Consider the following 18079-nt stretch of genomic DNA (forward strand, 5'->3'; position numbering starts at 1 on the left):
CCCGGCACCGAATCCGGCGCCGGGGCCGAGGCCGGTGTCAGCCCCGGCGCGGCCCCGCCGCGCCGCGCCGCAGCCGGCGCGCCAGATCCGCGGCCACCGCCATGGCCTGCTCGTAGATGTAGAAGTGGCCGCCCGGCAGCTCGTTGAGCCCCTGGAACGCGTCCGCCCGGTCCGCCCAGGCGCCCATGGCGCCCCCGCCCAGGAGCGGGTCCGAGGCCCCGCCGTAGGCCACCACCGGGCAGTCGACCCGCGCACGGTCGTCCGTGTATCCGTTGACCACGGTGAAGTCGGCGCGCAGCGTCGGGAGTACGAGGTCGAGCAGCTCGCGGTTCCCGGTGACCTCCGGCGGCAGGCCCCCGAACTCCTCGACGCGGGCCAGGAATTCCTCGTCGGAGAGCTGGGCGACGGGCACCGGGCTCGGCCGGTGAGCGCTCCCCTCCCATCCGGAGACCGCGAGCAGAGCGGGGGCGGGCGCACCGTCCTTCTGCAGGGCGAGGGTCAACCGGTAGGCGATCAGCGCGCCCATGCTGTGCCCGAAGAACGCGAAGCGACGTCCGTCGAGGTCGTCCTCCAGGGCCTCGTAGACGGACTCGACGAGGTCGTCCAGATCGGTGAACGCGGGGGTGGCGCGACGGTTCTGCCGGCCGGGCAGCTGGACCGCCGCGACCTCCACGTCGTCGGGCAGCATCTGCGCCCAGCGGGCGTACGTCGCGGCCGACCCGCCCGCGTGGTGGAACACGTACAGCCGGCACGCCGCGTCGGGCCGTGCCCGGCCGGTGTGGAACCAAGCGGCGCCGAGCCCCGCGTTCTCCTGGACCATCTGCCCCTCCCGCGCTTGTGCCGCGACGGACGGGGCCCTTGCCGCCACCGCCGCCTCGCGTCCGTACCACTCGACGCTAGGCAGCGGGCAGTGGCCGGAACAATTACCTGGCAGGTAATCGACACCCTCTCCGCCGCGCGCGGAAGGTGGGGGGACTTGTACTGGTTCGAGCGTGGGGAAGAGCGCTGTGAACGACGCCAACACCGCACCACCGAAAGCGGGCCGCGCCACCGCCGAGGGAACCGGATCCCTGGCGCTGCCGGTGATCCTGGCCGGCACCTTCATGGTCGTACTCGACTTCTTCATCGTGAACGTCGCGATCCCCGCGGTGCAGAGCGAGCTCGGCGCGAGTACGGCCCAGGTCCAGCTGATCGTGGCCGGATACGGGCTGGCGTACGCCTGTGGCCTGATCACGGCGGGACGGCTGGGTGACATCTTCGGCCGACGCCGTCTGTACGTCATCGGGCTGCTGCTGTTCACGGCGGCCTCGCTGGTGTGCGGGATCGCGCCCGACGCCTTGGTGCTGGTGCTCGCCAGGGTCGCCCAGGGCATCGGGGCCGCGGTGCTCTCGCCGCAGGTGCTGACCATTCTCGGGGTCACGTACACCGGCGCCTCGCGCGCTCGGGCGTTCACGGCGTACGGCCTGGTCCTGGCCTCGGCCTCGGTCGGCGGCCAGCTGATAGGCGGGGCGCTGATCCAGGCCGATGTCGCCGGGCTGGGCTGGCGCAGCTGCTTCCTGATCAATGTGCCGATCGGGGCCGCCGCTCTGCTGCTGACCCCGAAGCTGATCTCGGAGTCACGCGCGGAGGGGGCCAGCCGGCTCGACATCCCCGGGATGGTGCTGGTCACCCTGGGTCTGGTGGCCGTGGTGCTGCCGCTGGTCGAAGGCCGGGAGGCGGGCTGGCCGGCCTGGACCTGGGTGTGCCTGATCCTCGCCGTGCCGTTCCTCGGAGCCTTCCTGCTGCATCAGCGGCGGCTGTCGGCGAGCGGCGGCTCGCCCCTGCTGGATCCGGGGCTCTTCCGTCAGCGTGCGTTCACCGTCGGACTGCTCGCGGTGATCGTCTTCTATTCGGGGATGGCCTCGTTCTTCCTCGTCCTCGCGCTGTATCTGCAGCAAGGACGCGGCCTGAGCGCACTGGACTCCGGTCTCACCTTCACGGTCATGGGCGTCGGGTTCTTCGTCACGTCCGTCTCCGGGCGGCGGCTCGGCGCCTGGCTGGGGCGACAGGCCCTGGCCCTCGGCGGCGTGCTCATCGCGGTCGGCCAGCTGCTGCTCTTCCTCACGGTGTCCCGCATCGGCGTCGAGGGGAACGTCTGGCTGCTCGCCCCGGCCCTGCTGCTCGACGGAGCGGGGATGGGAATGGTGATGGCACCGCTCAACTCGACCGTGCTGGCCGGTATTCCGCCCCGCCTGGCCGGTGCGGCCTCCGGGGTTCTGACCACGATGATGCAGGTGGGCAACGCGCTGGGCGTCGCGCTGATCGGCATCATCTACTACGGCAGCGTCGACGCCGCTCCGGCGAGCGCAGCGGACGGGCTGGACGCCGGGCTGGTGTACCTGGCCGCCCTCGCGCTCGTCCTGGTCGTCGCCATCCAGCTGCTCCCGGGAAAGCCCGCGCCGACGAAGCCTGCCGAGCGCACGGGGGTCGAGGAGACCGTCTGAGCGCACGGCGGTCGAGAAGGCCTTCCGGGCCCACACCGTCCGCACCCGGACCCCGGGCCTGCCGAGCGCGCCCGCACCCGGACCGGTTGAGCGCACCCGCGCTCGCGGGTGCGCTCAACGGCCCGTCGGCAGCAGGGGACAGCCCTCCGGAACCGCCGCGCGCAGATGTTCGCTCCAGTGGTGGGAGTGGAGCGTGGCGGCCGTGTGCGTGTCGGCGGGATAGAACGTCTCTATGGTCAGCTCGGCCAGTGTGGCATCGGCGGGCGCCACGAAGGCGGTCACGGCACTGAAGAATCTCAACTCGGTCCCGAGCGCGCGGATGTGCAGCGGAATCGCGACATGGTGGGCTTCCGCGGGATCGGGGGTGCTCGGCTCCGACCCCAGCAGACCCGACGGGTAGCGGTAGGCGCGGACCTCCTCGTACAGGGCACCGAGCCGCTCGTCGTTGGTGAACGCGGCATCGCGCCCCAGCCGGGAGAGCAGATGCCGGCGCCACTCGGCGAAGTTGGTGATCCGCCGCGCCATACCCATCGGATGCAGCCCGAGCCGCACGACGTTGACGGGCGGCAGCAGCAGCTCCTCGGCGACACCGTCCAGCAGCGCCATCGCCGACCTGTTGGCGCGGCACAGATCCGAAACGGTGTCGAAGACCAGGGCGGGGTAAGGCTCGTGGCCGGTGAGGAGCCGCTCGACGGCCTCATTGGCTCGATCCATGTGGGACTCACCGATCGGAGTCTCCTCATAGGCGGGCGCATATCCGGCGGCCATGATCAAACCATTGCGCTGACGCACGGGCACGTCCAACTGGTCGCAGAGCCGCAGCAGCAGTTCGCGACTCGGCCTGGCGCGCCCGGTCTCTATGAAGCTCAGATGACGGCTGGATGTCTCCGCCAGCAGGGCGAGCGCCATTTGACTCAGATTGCGTCGGTGGCGCCACTCCCGGAGCATGGGGCCGATTCGACTGGGCTTCGTGTGTCCGCTGGCCATCGTGTGTCCGCGCATTTGTCCATGGTAGGCAGCGGACTTCACCCTTCCCGGCCCGGCCGTGAGCTGTAATAAACTTTGGCCGGAATGATTCGCCCATGGCCGCAGGGCTTTTAATCGCCCGCCCCGGTGTTGTCCTCCTCGTAAATAAACGGCGAATCGACGGTAAGAATCCGGACTGTCCTGATCTCGGACGTGTGGCGTCGTGCCCGTCCAGTATTCGGATGGGTCAGTCGACCGTCAGGGCCGTATCAGTGCGCCCTGCCAGAATCGCCGACGTGCCGAGTCGCGCAGCTTTCGGCCACTTCCGTGTTTCCGCAGCCTTTGTCTCCGCAGCGTCGAGCATCCAGCACCTCGGAAGGAAGACGTCGAATCGTGGAATCTCCCACAGGGACCTTCGGACAAGTCGCCACGAGTGGTTCGCGACCGCCCCGACCCGTGTTCCTCAGCTACGACTCGTATATCGCCGGACATGAGGTGCCAGCGGAAAGACACGTCTACACGGTGAAGACGTCGTCGATTCTTGACGACGTGTTCAGGAGTCTGACACTCAAGCGGAAACTGGAGCGTGGTAAAGCCGATCCCGCGGACGCGGCGGACTTTGTCGTGGGACGCTGCGCGCTGGCAGACGACCGCACGGTCGAAGATGCGTCCCGCGAAGCGGCCGCGGCGGCTTCCGTGTGGGCACGGTTTCCGCTGGAACGGCGTCTCGCGCTGGGCCGGGGAATCCGCGAACGGCTGCTCCGCCACCATCTGGAGTTCGTCGATCTGCTCATCGCCGAAGGAAACCCCAGGGCGCTCGCCGAATGGCAGGTGGCCGGTCTGCTGGAGATCTTCAGCGAGGAGACCCTCGGCTGGTGCGCCCGGCAGATGGAGCAGAGCATCGAGCACGCCGGCCGGCGGATGACCGTACGGCGTGTGGCGGACGGCGTGGTCGCCGTCAACCCGCCGCAGAACGCTCCCGCCAGCAGTGCCCTGTTCGGGATCACCCCGCTGATCGCCGGCAACGCCGTGGTCGTACGGGCCCCGCGCAGCGCACCGCTCGGCGTCATGTACGCGATGCGTGAGCTGGTCGCCCCGGCGCTCGACGACATCGGCGCGCCCCCCGGCACGCTCAACGTCTTCTGCTCCCGCCCCGGACCGGCCATCAAGAGCTGGCTGGAGAGCCCGCACATCAACGACATCTTCTACACCGGGGGCGTGACCACCGGACTGGAGCTGGAGCGGGACTGCGTCGCGCACGGCAAGAAGCCCGTCCTCGAACTCGCGGGCAACGACGCCGTGCTGATCTGGCACGACGCCGATCTGGAGGCCGCCTGCGAGGCACTCGTCGAGTGCTTCTTCGGCTCGGGGCAGATCTGCATGGTGCCCAACCAGGTGATCGTGCACCCCGCGGTCGCCGAGCAACTGCTGGAACGCCTGCGGCTGACCGCGTCACTGATCCGCCCGGGACTGCCCGAGGACCCCGGCGCGCTGCTCTCCCCCGTACTGCGCAGCGAGCGCTTCTACGCCTACGTCCAGGACGCACTGGACAAGGGCGCCACCCTGATCCACGGCGCCCGCCGGATGGAGACCGACGGCACGCCCTCCGACACGGGCCTCTTCCTGGAACCGACCGTCCTGCGGGTGGACGGCCTCGAACACTGCCGGGACATCGAGGCGGTCGCCGAGGAGACGTTCTTCCCGCTGCTGCCGGTCATCGTGCCCGAGCAGGCCCCCGACGGCGAACTGCTCGACCGGATGCTCGCCTATGTCAACAGCAACCCCTACGGGCTGCGCAACTCGCTGTGGACCAAGGACGAGGCCGTCGCCGACCGCTTCGTGAACGAGGTCTCCAACGGCGGTCTGCTCAAGGTCAACGACTCGCACATCGGCTTCCTGCCCTATCTGCCGACGCACGGCGGCACCGGACGTACCGGCGGCGCCTTCGGCGAGGCCAACTACCCGATGCTGCGCACCACTCATCTGCAGGGCGTCTCCCGCGCCACCGGGGTGAGGCCGCGCGAGGCGGTGTTCGGAGCGTACGCCGAGCTCGCCGGGATGCGTCCCGGGCCGCTGCCGACCGCCACGCCGGAAAACAACTCTGAGGAGCAGTAATGCAGTTCATGCAAGCCGACCGCGATACCTGTGACGCGCTGCTGCCCGGCCTGCTGGACCGGCTGGCCGAAGTCCCCTTCGCCGAAATGGAGTCCGGCGACAGCCCCGCCGTCGGGATCTTCCGCGACCACGGCGGATCCAATCTGCTGGTGCCCGCCGCGTTCGGCGGGGCGGACGCCACCGCGCTCCAGGCGGCCCGGGTGGTGCGCGCCCTGGGCGCCGCGGCTCCTTCCCTCTCCGTGGCGACGGCCATGCACCACTTCTCGATCGGCACGCTCTTCGGTGTCGCCGACACCTTCGCGGACGGCACGGACCTCGACGAACTGCTGCTGAAGCGGGTCTCCCAGGAACGCCTGCTGGTGGCCTCGGCCTTCGCCGAGGGACGCACCGAACAGGGAATCCTCAGCCCCACCATGGAGGCCCGGCCGGTGGACGGCGGGTATCTGCTGACCGGCTCCAAGAAGCCGTGCAGCCTGTCGAAGTCCATGGACCTGATCACCGCGAGCGTCGGGATGCGCCGGCCGGACGGCTCGGTCGACATGGGCTTCCTGATCCTGCCCGCCGACACCCCCGGCATCAGCGTGCATCCCTTCTGGAAGACCAGCGCGCTGCAGGGCACCGAGAGCAACGAGGTGCGCCTGACCGATGTGTTCGTGACCGATCGCCAGATCCTTCAGCCGCCGGCCGAGCTGGCCGAGGAGCTCAGCGAGCTCCAGGAGGTCGGCCTGATCTGGTTCCAGATGATCGTGTGCGCCGCCTACACCGGCATGGCCAGCTCCCTGGTCGACCGGGTCCTCAAGCGCGGACGGGGCTCCGCCGCCGACCGCGGGGCGCTCGCCGTCGGCATCGAGACCGCGGCCGCGCTCACCGAGGGACTGGCCCGGCGCGTCATGGACGGCGACACCGACAACGACGGGCTCGCGGCCGCGCTGGTCACCCGCTTCGGTGTGCAGAAGCTGATCGCCGAGATCACCTCACAGGCCGTCGAGATGCTCGGTGGCATGGCCTTCATCTCCTCCTCCGACATCGCGTACCTCGCCGCGGCGACCCACGCGATCGCCTTCCACCCGCCGTCGCGCACCAGCACCGTCGACGGCCTGCTCGACTACTACGCCGGCCAGCCGCTGGTCGTGGCATGACACCGGGAGCGTCCACGATGACCACCACGTACACCGACACCGCGCCGGCCCCCGCCAAGGACCCGTACGCCGACCTCGTCACCCGCTACCGCCGCTTCCTGAGCAAGGGCCGCGCCTCGCTCGGCGAGATGTTCGGCGGCGATGTCGAGGTCGCCGCCGAGGGCCCCTGGATCCACACCGCGTCCGGGAGCCGCATCCTCAATTGCGGCGGATACGGCGTCTTCCTGATGGGCGCCCGGCACCCCCGGGTCGTCGCCGAGGTGACCCGGCAGCTCAACGCCAACCCGGTCGCCACCCGGCTGCTCCTCGAACCCGCCGTCGTCGACGCGGCCGAGGCACTGATCGACGTCGTTCCCGCCGGGCTGCAGAAGGTGCACTTCGCGGGATCCGGCGCGGAGGCGGTGGAAGGCGCCATCAAGCTGGCGCGCGCCCAGGGCCGCGGCCGTCTGATCTCCATGGACCTCGGCTACCACGGCAAGACCATGGGCGCCCTCAGCCTCACCGCGAAGGACGTCTTCCAGGAGCCGTTCCGGCCGTTGCTCCCGCAGGTCTCGCACGTGCCGTACGGCGACGCCGCCGCCCTGGAGGCCGAGCTGGCGCGCTTCCCCGGAGAGGGCTGCGTCATCGTCGAGCCGGTGCAGGGCGAGGCAGGTGTGATCGTGCCGCCGGAGGGCTATCTGCGGGACGTCGCCCGGCTCTGCAGCGAGTACGGCGCGCTCTTCGTGCTCGACGAGATCCAGACCGGACTCGGCCGCCTCGGCACCTGGTGGGGCGCCGACCGGGAGGGCGTCGTGCCGGACATCCTCCTGGTGGGCAAGGGGCTGGCCGGCGGTGTGGTGCCGGTCTCGGCGCTGGTCGCGACCCCTCAGGTGTTCCGGCCCTTCGACAAGGACCCGTTCATCCACACCTCGACCTTCTCCGGCAACCCGCTCGCGATGGCCGCCGCCCGCGGCGCGCTCGCCGCCATCAAGGAGGACTCCCTGGTCGAACGGTCCGACGAGCTGGGGCGGCTGCTGCTGACCGAGCTGGAGCGGATCGCCCGCGAGGTGCTCGGTCACCGGCTGCTCGAAGTACGCGGGGCGGGCCTGCTCATCGGTCTGGAGTTCACCGTGCCCGGACTGGCAGGGGACCTGCTCCTGGAGCTGATCGGCGCCGGCGTCCTCGCCAACCACTCGCTCAACTCCTCCACCGTCATGCGGCTGACCCCACCGGCGGTGCTCAGCCAGGACGACGTGCAGTTCCTCCTCGACGCCTTCGAGAAGGCCGCCCGCGCCGTCCTCGCCTGAGCCACCGGTCCGTACGGCCGCCCTTCCCCCTCCGACAACTGGAGCAGAATCACCGTGAGAAGCATTCACCTCCTGGTGGCCCTGGACACCGAGAACCCCTCGGCGGCCTTCGAGACCATCGCGGACTTCACCCGCTTCGCGGACATCGCGGAGGACATCCACGTCGTCGAAACGCATGGGCCCACCGCCCCGGACGCACCCCGCGACAGCGACTGGGAGGTCAACTTCCGGCGCGGCATCATGCGCTGGAACGAGGCGGAGATCCTCGATCCGGAGAAGCTGAGGATCGAATTCGACCAGACCGACGGCGACTTCGAGGAATTTCGCGGCAGCTGGCAGCTCACCCCGGCCGGCTCCGGCATCGAGGTCCGCTTCGAGGTCACCTACGACTTCGGCATCGAGAGCCTCGTGGGAATCATGGACCCCATCGCCGAACGCGTGATCAAGCGGGCCATCTGCGCCGTGCTCGAAGGGCTCTTCGGCTCCATCACGGTGCTGGAGGGCGGCGAGGCGCTCACCGATCTGCCCGGTCCCGCTCCGGAGCCGGCCCACTCGCTCTCCGCCCGAGGAGGCGCCTGATGGATGCGCTGAACCGCTTCGACACCAAGGCCACCTACCGGCTGATCCGGCTCGAATACCTCTTCGCCCTCGGTGTCAGCTTCTACTTCTTCTTCCGGCACCTGGGCGACATCCGCTGGTGGCCCTTCGCCCTGCTCTTCGTCTACATCGACCTGATCGGCTACATCCCCGGCGCCATCGCCTATCACCGCAGCAGGACCAAGCGGATACCGAAGGCGTACTACGTGCTGTACAACACGATGCACAGCATGGCGACCCAGGGCGCCGTCGCCCTGCTGTGGATCCTGCTGATCGGCAACGAGTGGGCGCTGCTCGCCCTCCCCATCCATCTGTGCGGCGACCGGGCCCTGTTCGGCAATTTCCTGAAGCCGTTCGGCGTCAGCTTCGAGCCCGTCGTCCACCCGCAGTTCGCCGCGCTGGAAGCGGCCGTGGAGCAGGGACCGGGAAGGCCCCCGGCCTCCGCCCCCGCCCCGGCTCCCGCCCGTCAGTCCGCCACCTCATGAGCTCGCCGATCGGCACGGCGCACCGGCCGGTCGTCGAGACCACGGTGTGGAGTGCGGCCCGGAGGTTCCCCACCGGGGTGTCGGTGGTGACCGTGGGCAGCGGGGACGCGGTGCACGGCAGCACGGTCAGCGCGTTCTCCTTCGTCTCCCACGAACCTCCGCTGATCTCCGTCTGCCTGCAGAACGACAGTTCGCTGCTCCCGCGCATCACGCAGCACCGCGACTTCACCGTCAATGTGCTCGCCGCCCACCAGTCCGCACTGGCCCGGCACTTCGCCAGCCGCTCCAAGAGCCCGGGACGCGCCCAGTTCCAAGGGGTGCAGTGGGCGCCGGGTGAGGGCGGTGTGCCGAGGCTGCGGTCCGCCCTGAGCTGGCTGCACTGCCGGGTGCACGAATGCGTTCCGGCCGGGGACCACATGGTCGTACTGGCCACCGTGACGGCCTGCGCGGCCGAGGGCGGCGGGGCCCCACTGCTGTACTTCGCCGGGCATCTTCACCCCGGTCACATCCGGATCGAGGAGGAAACCACATGACCACGCAGATTCCCGCCGAGGCGGACTGGGACCAGGCCCCCGGGCTGCTCGAAGGCGCCATGGACCTGGAGCTCACCGCGGCGGACTGCAACCTCCGCTACTGGCTGCAGGCCGTACCGCAGGGCACCCTGCGCGGCCGGCCCGACGGACACGACCCCGCGCTCACCGTGGCCCCGTACATGCTGGAGGGGCCGTTCTTCGAGGCCATCACCCAGGAGTACGCCTTCCGGGCACTGGCCGAGGAGAAGGCCACCCGGGTGCTGTCGTACCTGGTCCCCATCGCGCCGGACAACGACACCATGGAGTTCTACGCCACCCAGGTGCTGGACGAGTGCCGGCACGCCATGGTCTTCCGCAACCACCTGCTGGCGCTGGGCATCGCCCCCGAGCGGCTGGTCGAGGCCGTCGACACCTTCGCCTCGCCGTACAAGGACAGCGTGCTGGGGCCGCTGGAGCAGCGCAGCCTGGAAATCATGCGTGACGACCGCGACTTCATCGGCGGCGTGGTGATGATGACCATCATCCTGGAGGGCGCCCTCGCCCCCGCCGCCGAACTGAGCGAGCGCAAGTGGCGTCCCCTCGACCCGGCGGCGGCGGAGATCGACAAGGGCGCCGGCATCGACGAGATCCGTCATCTGACGGTCGGCGCGGACATCGCGCGCCGCCATCTGGTCGACCACCCGCAGGACAAGGACCGGGTCGTCGAACTCATCCGCCGCGGCATGGACATGTGGGAGGAGCTCCCCACCCACGACATGGTGCACTGGCGCGAGGAGAGGTTCCAGGAGGGGCTGCGCCGCCACGGTGACGTGGTGGGCGACTACGAGATCTGGCCGGGCCGGCGGCTGATCGACACCACCCCGCAGGAGCGGCAGGACACCGCCGACCAGTGGTCCGACGACATGAAGGCCAAGCGCCTGAAGTACATGGGGCTGGAAGAGGCACTCGCATGACGGGCCCGGCCGCGGCCGGGCGGCCGACCGGACCGGCCGCGGTGCTGTCCGGGCTCGGCGCCTGGCTGCCACCCCGGGTGGTGACCAACGAGGAGCTCGTCGCCCGGCTGGACACCTCGGACGAGTGGATCCGGACCCGTACCGGCATCCGGCAGCGCCATGTGATCGAGCCCGGGATGTCGACCGGTTCGCTCGCCGTCGAGGCCGGGGCCAGGGCGTTGAAGTCGGCGCAGCAGGAATCCGTCGGCGCGGTGGTCCTCGCCACCACCACCCCGGACCGCCCCTGCCCGGCGACCGCCCCGGAGGTGGCCGCGCGGCTCGGTCTGGACGGCGTCCCGGCCTTCGACATCGGGGCCGTCTGCGCCGGATTCGTCTACGCACTGGCGACCGGGGCGGGCCTGATCGCCTCCGGCGCCGCGGACGACGTCCTGGTGATCGGCGCGGACGCCTACTCGACACTGCTCGACCCCCAGGACCGCACCACCGGTCCGATCTTCGGGGACGGTGCCGGAGCCGTCGTACTGCGCCGCGGCGAGGCGGACGAGCCCGGCGCGCTCGGCGGGTTCGACCTGGGCACCGACGGGCACCTCTCCGATCTGATCGAGGTACCGGCCGGAGGTTCGCGCCAGCGGGGCAGCGGCGTACCGGCCGGGCCCCGGGACCACTACTTCGCCATGCAGGGCAAGCAGGTGTTCCGGCACGCGGTGCTGCGGATGACCGGCTCCGTGCGCAAGGTCGTCGACCAGGCGGGCTGGACCGTGCGGGACCTCGACCGGCTCGCCGCCCACCAGGCCAACTCCCGGATCCTCGACGCCCTCACCGACCAGCTCGGGCTGCCGGGCGAACGCGCCCTGTCCAACATCGACCGGGTCGGCAACACCGCGGCGGCGTCCGTCCCGCTGCTGCTCGCCGACTCGGTGGCCGACGGCACTCTGCGCGCCGGCCACTCGGTGGTGCTCACCTCCTTCGGAGGCGGCCTCGCCTGGGGTTCCACCACGCTGCGCTGGCCGCAGCTGGACGCCGTCTGACGGCAGGCACCGGCACACCGTCCCACCACCCGTCCCGTCCCACCCCCCCGTGCGTACATCGTTAAGGAGACTGAGATGCCCAGCGTTCTCGACCGGATCACCGAAGTTCTCGTCAGCCGGTTCGGAGTCGAGCCGGAGGAGGTCACCGAGGACACCACGATGCGCGATCTCGACCTGGACTCGCTGGCCCTGGTCGAATTCGCCCTGGTCGCCGGCGGTGAGTTCGGCATACAGATCGACGACGAGGAGGTCGGCGCCGAATCGTCGGTCAAGGACCTGATCGCCCTCATCGACAGCAAGAGCGCCGTGCTGTGATCTCCGACCGCGACAGCGCCGGGGCCCGTGACATCGCGGTCACCGGCCTCGGCCTGGCGACTCCCGCGGGCATCGGGGTGGCGGAGAACTGGACGCGGGTCCTGGAAGCCGAACCGACCGCGGCCCGCGATGCCGCTCTGGCGGGGCTGCCGGTCGACTTCAGCTGCCGCGCCGCCGACTTCGACCCGGTGGCCCACTTCGGCAAGCGGCGGGCCTGGCGGCTCGACCGCTATGTGCAACTGGCCCTGATCGCCGCGGCGGAGGCCGTCCACGAGAGCGGGCTGGACCCCGCCGGCTGGGACGGGGCCCGGGTCGGTGTGGTCCTCGGCAACGCCCTCGGCGGCACCGCCACCTTCGAGCAGCAGGTCCGCACCCTCGACCGGCAGGGAGCGGCCTTTGTCTCACCGATGCTGGTGCCGATGTCCGCGGTCAACATGGTGTCCGGTTACGCGGCCATGGAGTTCGGCGCCCTCGGTCCCAACCTGGTCACCGCCACGGCATGCGCCTCGGGTGCCACCGCCATCGGCACGGCGCGGGACCTGCTGCGGTCCGGCACCTGCGACGTGGTGATCACGGGAGGCACCGAGGCGAGCCTGACCCCGACGGTACTGACCGGGTTCGCCCGGATGGGAGCACTCTCCAGGCGGAGCGACGATCCGGCCGCGGCCTCCCGCCCGTTCGACACCGACCGGGACGGATTCGTGGCGGCGGAGGGCGCGGGGGTGCTGGTGCTGGAGCGGGAGGCCGACGCCCGCGCCCGCGGCGCCCGGGTACGGGCCCGGCTGAGCGGGTACGGGGCGTCGGCCGACGCCCATCACGCCACCGCCCCCGACCCCGAGGGGCGCGGCGCCGAACGCGCGATCCGCACGGCACTGCGCGACGCGGGGGTGGCCCCGGACGAGGTCGACCACGTGAACGCGCACGGCACCTCGACCCCGCTCAACGACCTCACCGAGGCCCGGGTGCTGAAACGGGTGCTCGGGACGCGCCCCGCCGTGACCTCGTCCAAGGGCGTGACCGGGCACTCGCTCGGCGCCGCGGGAGCCATCGAGGCGGCGCTCACCGTCCTCGCCCTGGAACACGCGACCGTGCCGCCCACCGCCAACCTCGACAGCGTCGACCCCGCCATCGAGGTCGACATCGTGGCGAAGGCGCCCCGGGCCCTGCCGATCGGAGTCGCGCTGAGCAACTCCTTCGGATTCGGGGGACAGAACGCCGTGCTCGTGTTCACCGCGGCCTGACCGCGGCGCCATTCGGCTCGACATGAAGGAGAACGCTCATGCCTGCCCGACAGGACTCGCTGACCATCTCGCCGACAGGCTCCTTCGAGGAGCTGTCCGAACAGGTCAAGCAGGCCGGGCTGATGGATCCCCGGAAGGACTACTTCACCTTCAAGATAGTCTCCAACCTCGTTCTGTTCGGGGCCTGCTGGGTGGCCCTGTTCTGGTTCGGGGACACCTGGTGGCAGCTGGTGACGGCGGTCGTGCTGGGACTGGCCTTCGTCCAGACCGGCTTCATCGCGCACGACACGGGCCACAAGCAGATCAGCAAGGCCAAGGTGCCGTCCGAGGTGCTGGGCGCCATCCACATGAATCTGCTGATGGGCACCGCGTACGGCTGGTGGATCAACCACCACAACCGGCACCACAGCAACCCCAACAACCTCGACCGCGACCCGGACACGATGCGCCGTCAGGTCATCTTCGACGTGGACGAGATGCCGGCGAAGGCGACGAGCGGCTTCAGGCGGTTCGTCATCCGCTTCCAGTCGGTGATGTTCTTCGTGCTGCTGGGGCAGGAGGCCTGGCGGCTGCACGCGTCCGGCTTCAAGGCGGCGCGCGCGGGCGGGCTGCGCAGGCCCGTCCTGGAGCTCGGGCTGATCGGGGTGCACGCCGTGGTCTGCCTGGCTGCCGTGTTCACCGTGCTGTCACCACTGACCGGCGTGGTGTTCGTGCTCCTCAACCAGGCGGTGTTCGGCCTGTATCTGGGAGCCGTCTTCGCCCCGAACCACAAGGGCATGGTCGTCTACCGCAGCGATGTCCAGCTCGACTGGCTCCACCGTCAGGTCCTGACGTCACGGAACATCCGGTCCAGCCGGCTGACCGACTTCATGTACGGGGGGCTGAACTACCAGATCGAGCATCATCTGTTCCCCGCCATGCCCCGTGTCAATCTTCGGCATGTGCGGCCGATGGTCATCGACTACTGTGCGGAGCACTCCATCCCGTACCGCGAGGTGTCGGTCTGGGCGTCGTACCGCGAGGTGGCCGCCTTCCTCGGGAAGGTGAGCGACGAGGCCCGCAACGGCGCGGAACCGCAGGCTGCGTGAGTGTCACGGCAGGGTCCGACGGTGCCGGACCGCGCGTCGCCGCGCGGCATCGGGTGCCGCCGGGCCCGCGCGCCGGATGGTACGCGGACGCTCGGCCGTACCGGCCGGCGCACAGGTATTCTTGGCTGTTTTTTTGCACACCGCGCTGAGAATGGGTTTTATCACGACCCCGGTGCGGCGTCAATTACTGAGTGGGTAATGGACTTTGCCAATTGCCCTCCTGCACAGTTGGTCGAGCGAGGGGCATGCTCGATATCCATTCGACGAGTGACGGCCCTTCCCGACGGTCAACGGACGATTGGACGCGGGGGGATTCGTGACATTCAGGGTTCTTGGCTCAGTTGGAATAGCAAGCGGAACCGGCCTGACCGCTTTACGGGGTGCCCGTCAGTGCACACTGCTCGCGCTCCTGCTCCTGAAGGCGGGGGAGCCGGTGACCAAGGAGCAGTTCTTCGAGGAGCTGTGGGAGGAAGGAATACCGAGTCAGCCCGGAAACGCATTACAGGCCCAGGTGGCCCGGCTGCGGAAGGTGCTCCGCGCGGAGCTCGGCGACGAGTTCGTCTGCCGGCGGCTCATCACCCGGCCGTCCAGCTACGTGCTGGACGTCGATCCGCTGGAGGTGGACGTCCATCTCTTCGGCTCCCTGACGAAACAGGCGCGCGGGCTGATGCGGAACGATCCCGTCGCCGCGAGGGAGTTGTTCGACCGGGCCCTGTCGCTCTGGCACGGCGCACCGCTGGAGGGCGTCACGGGCGGCCCGATCTGCCAGAGCGCCGCCGCCCAGTTCGAGGAGAACCGGCTCTCGGCCGTGGAGACACGGATACAGCTCGACATCGCGATCGACGGATACGCGCAGGCCGTGAGTGAGTTGAAGATGCTCGCCTACCTCGCCCCCTGGCGGGAGCGGCTGTTCGAGCTGTTGATGGTGTGCCTCTACCGGCTCGGCCGTCAGGCCGAGGCCATACAGACCTACAACCAGTTGCGCAGCCGCCTGGTCGAGGAGTTCGGGATGGAGCCCTCGCCGAGCGTCAAGAGCTGCATGATGGCGATCCTCAACCAGGACCCGGCGCTGGGCGGCGCCGAACGGCTCGTGGTGGCACGTACCCCGCTGTTCAGTACCGCGGTCGCGTCCTGACCCGACGCCCCGACGCCCCGGCACGCCGCTCCCTGCTCCACGCACCCCGGAAAGCGATTGTCGATGACGGAGGAATTTCTCGTGACGAAGCCCGACCGGACCACTTCGCCGGATGCGCCGACGACGGAACTCGACGATGTGCGCGATCTGATCCTGCGCTACCCCGGCGTCGCCCGTGCGCGACTGGAGCGGACGGCCGCGGGCCGGCTGACCGCACGCATCCAGGGCTGGGACAACGCGAATGACCTCTCACCGGCCGGGCCGCTGAGCGAACTCGCCGAGATAAATCCGCACGAAACACGTTTTCTCTACGACGAGATTTTTTCCGCCGAATCCTACTTGCAGGGCGGTATCACTCTCCGCGAGGACGCCGTGGTCTTCGACGTGGGCGCGAATATCGGAATGTTCAGCCTCTTCGTCGGTGCCCGCTGCCCCTCGGCCAGCGTTTTCGCCTACGAACCGGTGCCCGACGTCTTCGACGTGCTGCGCAGCAACGTCGAGCGGCACGGCGTCTCCGCGCGGCTGCTGCCCTTCGGGCTGTCCGACCGGGAGCAGGAGATCGTCTTCAACTTCTATCCGGGCATCTCGATCATGTCGTGCCGCAGCGACTACGCGGACCTGGACAACGAGGTCGACCTGATCAAGCAGTACGTCGCGAACACCCGGGAGACCGGCGCCTCGGGCCGGGACGACCACCTGGCCCAGGTGGAGGCCCTGGTCGCCAAGGACTTCGAACTCACCGAGCGGCGCTGCCGGCTGAGGGCGCTCTCCGACGTGATCGAGGAGACCGGGGTGGAGCGCATCGATCTGCTGAAGATCGACGTGCAGCGGGCGGAGCTGGACGTCCTGCGGGGCGTCGACGAGCGTCACTGGTCCTTGATCCAGCAGATCAGCATGGAGGTCCACGACGAGAAGGGCACCCCGACCGAAGGCCGGGTGCAGCTCGTGACGGACCTGCTGACCGAGAACGGTTTCCGGGCCGCCGTGGCCGAGGAGGACCTGCTGCGCGGCACCGGCCGGTACGCCGTGCAGGCGGTTCGCCCCGAGTACGCGGCCGATCCCCGGCCGGTGGTGGCCTCGGCCGATTCCGGCAAGCCGCGCCTCGATCCCCGGGCCATCCTCGACTGGCTGGCCGAGCAGCGGCCCGCCGGGCTGGTTCCGGACGAGATCGTGCTGGTCGACGGCCTGCCGCCGCAGGACTGAGCGACCCGACCCGGGCCGACGCCCGAACATCGCGCAGGGGCCCACCGGACCGGATCCGGTGGGTCCCTGTTCGTCATGCCCGCACTGCGCCACGCCAGTTCACCGCGTCCGTCGCCCGCAGTCCGTCGGGCCCCCAGCAGGTCGCCCGTCGTCCATCGTGCGCGCTGTCCGTCGTTGCCCGCACGGCCGGGCGCCGGACGGGACGCGGTGCGCACGGCGCGGAAGACCCCCGGGACCGGTGGGTCCCGGGGGTCTTCCGGACGGCGAGGGGTGACCGTCGGGCGGTGGTTCTTCAGGCGGAGGCCCGTTCGGGCGCCGTGGCCAGCAGCGCGTCCAGCTCCGTCAGCGCCAGGTCCGCCGCCGCGGCGGCGGCGGCGCTGTCCGGGTCGCCGGCCAGGCCGAAGAAGGTGTTCAGCAGCTGGCCCTCGGCGGCTTCCAGCTGCTCCGGTGTCGGTCCCATGACAAGCTCCCGGGTCTCGGATCGGGTCGGACGGATGTGGCACCGCCTCAGACGGCGTTGGCCGCCTTGAAGATGTGAAGGAGCCCGCTCAGCCGGGCCTCGCCCTGGAAGGCCACGTACTCCGGCAGCACCAGCGGCGCCCACTTCTGCTTGTAGGCCAGCTGCGTCTGAGCCGGGTACACGGCCGCGCCATTGGCCAGCAGCCACCGCATGAACCAGGCGAATCCCTTGCTGGCGCCCGGCACTTCGTACTCCTCGTCCAGCCCGGTGAACGGGGTGAACCCGAAGTGCAGCCAGTCGGCCCCTTCGGAGACGAAGGTGTCGATGGCCGTCCGGTTGATGGCCTCCATGATGCCCGGCACCTTGTCCGGAAGCCGGCGGCTGAGGTCGTGCAGCCAGCCGCTGCGGCTGCCGTGGGCGGGGGAGTAGGAGATGTACCCGACGGGCTTGCCGTCGATCCGGCCCACGAACAGGCGGCGCAGTGCCTGCGCCTCGCCACCCAGTTCACCCACCAGGAACTCCAGCGGCTTGGCGTGCTCGCCCTTGCTGCCCAGCCAGGCGCGGTCGACCTCGGCCACCGCCTCCGCACAGTCCGCCAGAGGGCTCTCCGTCACGGTGAGACCGGCCCGGAACGAACGGGCGATCTTGTTGCGCAGCTGCATGAAGCGCGTGCCGCGCAGGCTGAAGTCGGCCAGGTCGATGGCGTACGACGCGCCCACCTGGTTCACGGTGAAGCCGTGCTCGGTGTACAGGCCGGTCTCCGCCTGCTGGAGCTGGACCGACACGACCGTACGATCCTGCGCGGCGGCGAACTCCAGAAAGCCCTTGAGCAGCCGGCCCGCGGCGTCCGGGGGAGAGAAGGGGCCGCCGAACTGCACCAGATAAGGGCCGGAGGTCCGGTACACGATCACTCCGGGCACACCCGGCAGTGAGAAGCGGGAATTACCGCTGCTGAGAGCCAGGAACGCGCTGGGATTGTCGCTGAACTCCGCCACGGCGCGGAGCGTGTTGTCGAAGTCGATGCTGTCTGCTGTGACACTGGAAGTCATCCT

18 protein-coding genes are annotated in these 18079 nt (G+C 69.9%); 14 read left to right on the plus strand and 4 right to left on the minus strand.

The genetic code is table 11. From position 1 onward, the window contains the following. Nucleotides 1–37: 37 nt before the first annotated feature. Complete coding sequence (locus ACIOHC_RS01575) at nucleotides 38–820, minus strand: alpha/beta fold hydrolase (RefSeq protein ID WP_351080500.1); 783 nt, start codon at nucleotides 818–820, stop codon at nucleotides 38–40. Between the two features lie 187 nt (nucleotides 821–1007). Between ACIOHC_RS01575 and ACIOHC_RS01580 the strand changes: the two genes are divergently transcribed. Beyond that, complete coding sequence (locus tag ACIOHC_RS01580) at nucleotides 1008–2483, plus strand: MFS transporter (RefSeq protein WP_401840912.1); 1476 nt, start codon at nucleotides 1008–1010, stop codon at nucleotides 2481–2483. A 114-nt stretch (nucleotides 2484–2597) separates the two neighbouring features. Here ACIOHC_RS01580 and ACIOHC_RS01585 read toward each other — a convergent pair whose 3' ends face one another. Continuing rightward, entirely contained in the window at nucleotides 2598–3485 is an 888-nt protein-coding gene (locus ACIOHC_RS01585; RefSeq protein ID WP_351080496.1) for a helix-turn-helix transcriptional regulator, read from the minus strand. 513 nt (nucleotides 3486–3998) lie between these two features. On the opposite strand from ACIOHC_RS01585, the gene ACIOHC_RS01590 reads away from it, so the two are divergent. From ACIOHC_RS01590 to ACIOHC_RS01650, 13 genes are all read left to right on the plus strand, one after another. Then, entirely contained in the window at nucleotides 3999–5564 is a 1566-nt protein-coding gene (locus ACIOHC_RS01590; protein ID WP_351080495.1) for an aldehyde dehydrogenase family protein, read from the plus strand. After that, the gene (locus ACIOHC_RS01595) at nucleotides 5564–6703 is read left to right on the plus strand and encodes an acyl-CoA dehydrogenase family protein (RefSeq protein WP_365689623.1); all 1140 of its coding nucleotides are present in this window, start codon (nucleotides 5564–5566) and stop codon (nucleotides 6701–6703) included. Before ACIOHC_RS01590 ends, ACIOHC_RS01595 begins: the two co-directional genes overlap by 1 nt. 17 nt (nucleotides 6704–6720) lie before the next feature. Beyond that, nucleotides 6721–7989 (plus strand): aminotransferase class III-fold pyridoxal phosphate-dependent enzyme, encoded by a 1269-nt coding sequence (locus ACIOHC_RS01600; RefSeq protein WP_351080491.1) that lies wholly within the window; start codon nucleotides 6721–6723, stop codon nucleotides 7987–7989. Nucleotides 7990–8043: 54 nt separating this feature from the next. Beyond that, the gene (locus tag ACIOHC_RS01605; protein ID WP_351080489.1) at nucleotides 8044–8568 is read left to right on the plus strand and encodes an SRPBCC family protein; all 525 of its coding nucleotides are present in this window, start codon (nucleotides 8044–8046) and stop codon (nucleotides 8566–8568) included. Next, nucleotides 8568–9071, plus strand: a complete 504-nt coding sequence (locus ACIOHC_RS01610; RefSeq protein WP_351080487.1) for a hypothetical protein — start codon at nucleotides 8568–8570, stop codon at nucleotides 9069–9071. Before ACIOHC_RS01605 ends, ACIOHC_RS01610 begins: the two co-directional genes overlap by 1 nt. After that, a complete protein-coding gene (locus tag ACIOHC_RS01615) occupies nucleotides 9068–9604 on the plus strand; it encodes a flavin reductase family protein (RefSeq protein ID WP_351080485.1) in 537 nt (178 codons plus the stop codon). The genes ACIOHC_RS01610 and ACIOHC_RS01615 overlap by 4 nt, the downstream gene beginning before the upstream one ends. Continuing rightward, a complete protein-coding gene (locus ACIOHC_RS01620) occupies nucleotides 9601–10557 on the plus strand; it encodes a VlmB-like protein (protein WP_351080483.1) in 957 nt (318 codons plus the stop codon). Before ACIOHC_RS01615 ends, ACIOHC_RS01620 begins: the two co-directional genes overlap by 4 nt. Continuing rightward, nucleotides 10554–11585, plus strand: a complete 1032-nt coding sequence (locus ACIOHC_RS01625; protein ID WP_401840918.1) for a beta-ketoacyl-ACP synthase III — start codon at nucleotides 10554–10556, stop codon at nucleotides 11583–11585. The genes ACIOHC_RS01620 and ACIOHC_RS01625 overlap by 4 nt, the downstream gene beginning before the upstream one ends. Nucleotides 11586–11660: 75 nt before the next feature. Next, nucleotides 11661–11900 (plus strand): acyl carrier protein, encoded by a 240-nt coding sequence (locus ACIOHC_RS01630; protein WP_351080480.1) that lies wholly within the window; start codon nucleotides 11661–11663, stop codon nucleotides 11898–11900. After that, a complete protein-coding gene (locus tag ACIOHC_RS01635; RefSeq protein ID WP_351080478.1) occupies nucleotides 11897–13141 on the plus strand; it encodes a beta-ketoacyl-[acyl-carrier-protein] synthase family protein in 1245 nt (414 codons plus the stop codon). Before ACIOHC_RS01630 ends, ACIOHC_RS01635 begins: the two co-directional genes overlap by 4 nt. A gap of 38 nt (nucleotides 13142–13179) precedes the next feature. Beyond that, nucleotides 13180–14229 carry an acyl-CoA desaturase gene (locus tag ACIOHC_RS01640; RefSeq protein WP_351080476.1) on the plus strand — a complete coding sequence of 350 codons (1050 nt, stop codon included), beginning with the start codon at nucleotides 13180–13182 and terminating at the stop codon, nucleotides 14227–14229. Nucleotides 14230–14545: 316 nt separating this feature from the next. Further along, on the plus strand, nucleotides 14546–15364 hold the full coding sequence (locus ACIOHC_RS01645) for an AfsR/SARP family transcriptional regulator (protein WP_351080474.1): 819 nt from the start codon (nucleotides 14546–14548) through the stop codon (nucleotides 15362–15364). Nucleotides 15365–15445: 81 nt separating this feature from the next. Further along, nucleotides 15446–16567 (plus strand): FkbM family methyltransferase, encoded by a 1122-nt coding sequence (locus tag ACIOHC_RS01650; RefSeq protein WP_365689617.1) that lies wholly within the window; start codon nucleotides 15446–15448, stop codon nucleotides 16565–16567. A gap of 292 nt (nucleotides 16568–16859) precedes the next feature. Here ACIOHC_RS01650 and ACIOHC_RS01655 read toward each other — a convergent pair whose 3' ends face one another. Then, nucleotides 16860–17027, minus strand: a complete 168-nt coding sequence (locus tag ACIOHC_RS01655) for an ABC transporter ATP-binding protein (RefSeq protein WP_351080471.1) — start codon at nucleotides 17025–17027, stop codon at nucleotides 16860–16862. Nucleotides 17028–17074: 47 nt separating this feature from the next. Then, nucleotides 17075–18076: a DUF2156 domain-containing protein gene (locus ACIOHC_RS01660; protein ID WP_351080469.1), complete on the minus strand. Its 1002-nt coding sequence runs from the start codon at nucleotides 18074–18076 to the stop codon at nucleotides 17075–17077. Between the last annotated feature and the right edge of the window lie 3 nt (nucleotides 18077–18079).

Source organism: Streptomyces sp. NPDC088252 (genome assembly GCF_044740965.1).
Lineage (GTDB): Bacteria > Actinomycetota > Actinomycetes > Streptomycetales > Streptomycetaceae > Streptomyces.

What these genes read in the sequence shown, in the direction of transcription:
- ACIOHC_RS01655 (WP_351080471.1), bottom strand. Translation starts at nt 17,027, where the DNA reads ATGGGACCGACACCGGAGCAGCTGGAAGCCGCCGAGGGCCAGCTGCTG.
- ACIOHC_RS01600 (WP_351080491.1), top strand. Translation starts at nt 6,721, where the DNA reads ATGACCACCACGTACACCGACACCGCGCCGGCCCCCGCCAAGGACCCG.
- ACIOHC_RS01595 (WP_365689623.1), top strand. Translation starts at nt 5,564, where the DNA reads ATGCAGTTCATGCAAGCCGACCGCGATACCTGTGACGCGCTGCTGCCC.
- ACIOHC_RS01610 (WP_351080487.1), top strand. Translation starts at nt 8,568, where the DNA reads ATGGATGCGCTGAACCGCTTCGACACCAAGGCCACCTACCGGCTGATC.
- ACIOHC_RS01640 (WP_351080476.1), top strand. Translation starts at nt 13,180, where the DNA reads ATGCCTGCCCGACAGGACTCGCTGACCATCTCGCCGACAGGCTCCTTC.
- ACIOHC_RS01575 (WP_351080500.1), bottom strand. Translation starts at nt 820, where the DNA reads ATGGTCCAGGAGAACGCGGGGCTCGGCGCCGCTTGGTTCCACACCGGC.
- ACIOHC_RS01625 (WP_401840918.1), top strand. Translation starts at nt 10,554, where the DNA reads ATGACGGGCCCGGCCGCGGCCGGGCGGCCGACCGGACCGGCCGCGGTG.
- ACIOHC_RS01585 (WP_351080496.1), bottom strand. Translation starts at nt 3,485, where the DNA reads ATGCGCGGACACACGATGGCCAGCGGACACACGAAGCCCAGTCGAATC.
- ACIOHC_RS01615 (WP_351080485.1), top strand. Translation starts at nt 9,068, where the DNA reads ATGAGCTCGCCGATCGGCACGGCGCACCGGCCGGTCGTCGAGACCACG.
- ACIOHC_RS01620 (WP_351080483.1), top strand. Translation starts at nt 9,601, where the DNA reads ATGACCACGCAGATTCCCGCCGAGGCGGACTGGGACCAGGCCCCCGGG.
- ACIOHC_RS01660 (WP_351080469.1), bottom strand. Translation starts at nt 18,076, where the DNA reads ATGACTTCCAGTGTCACAGCAGACAGCATCGACTTCGACAACACGCTC.
- ACIOHC_RS01630 (WP_351080480.1), top strand. Translation starts at nt 11,661, where the DNA reads ATGCCCAGCGTTCTCGACCGGATCACCGAAGTTCTCGTCAGCCGGTTC.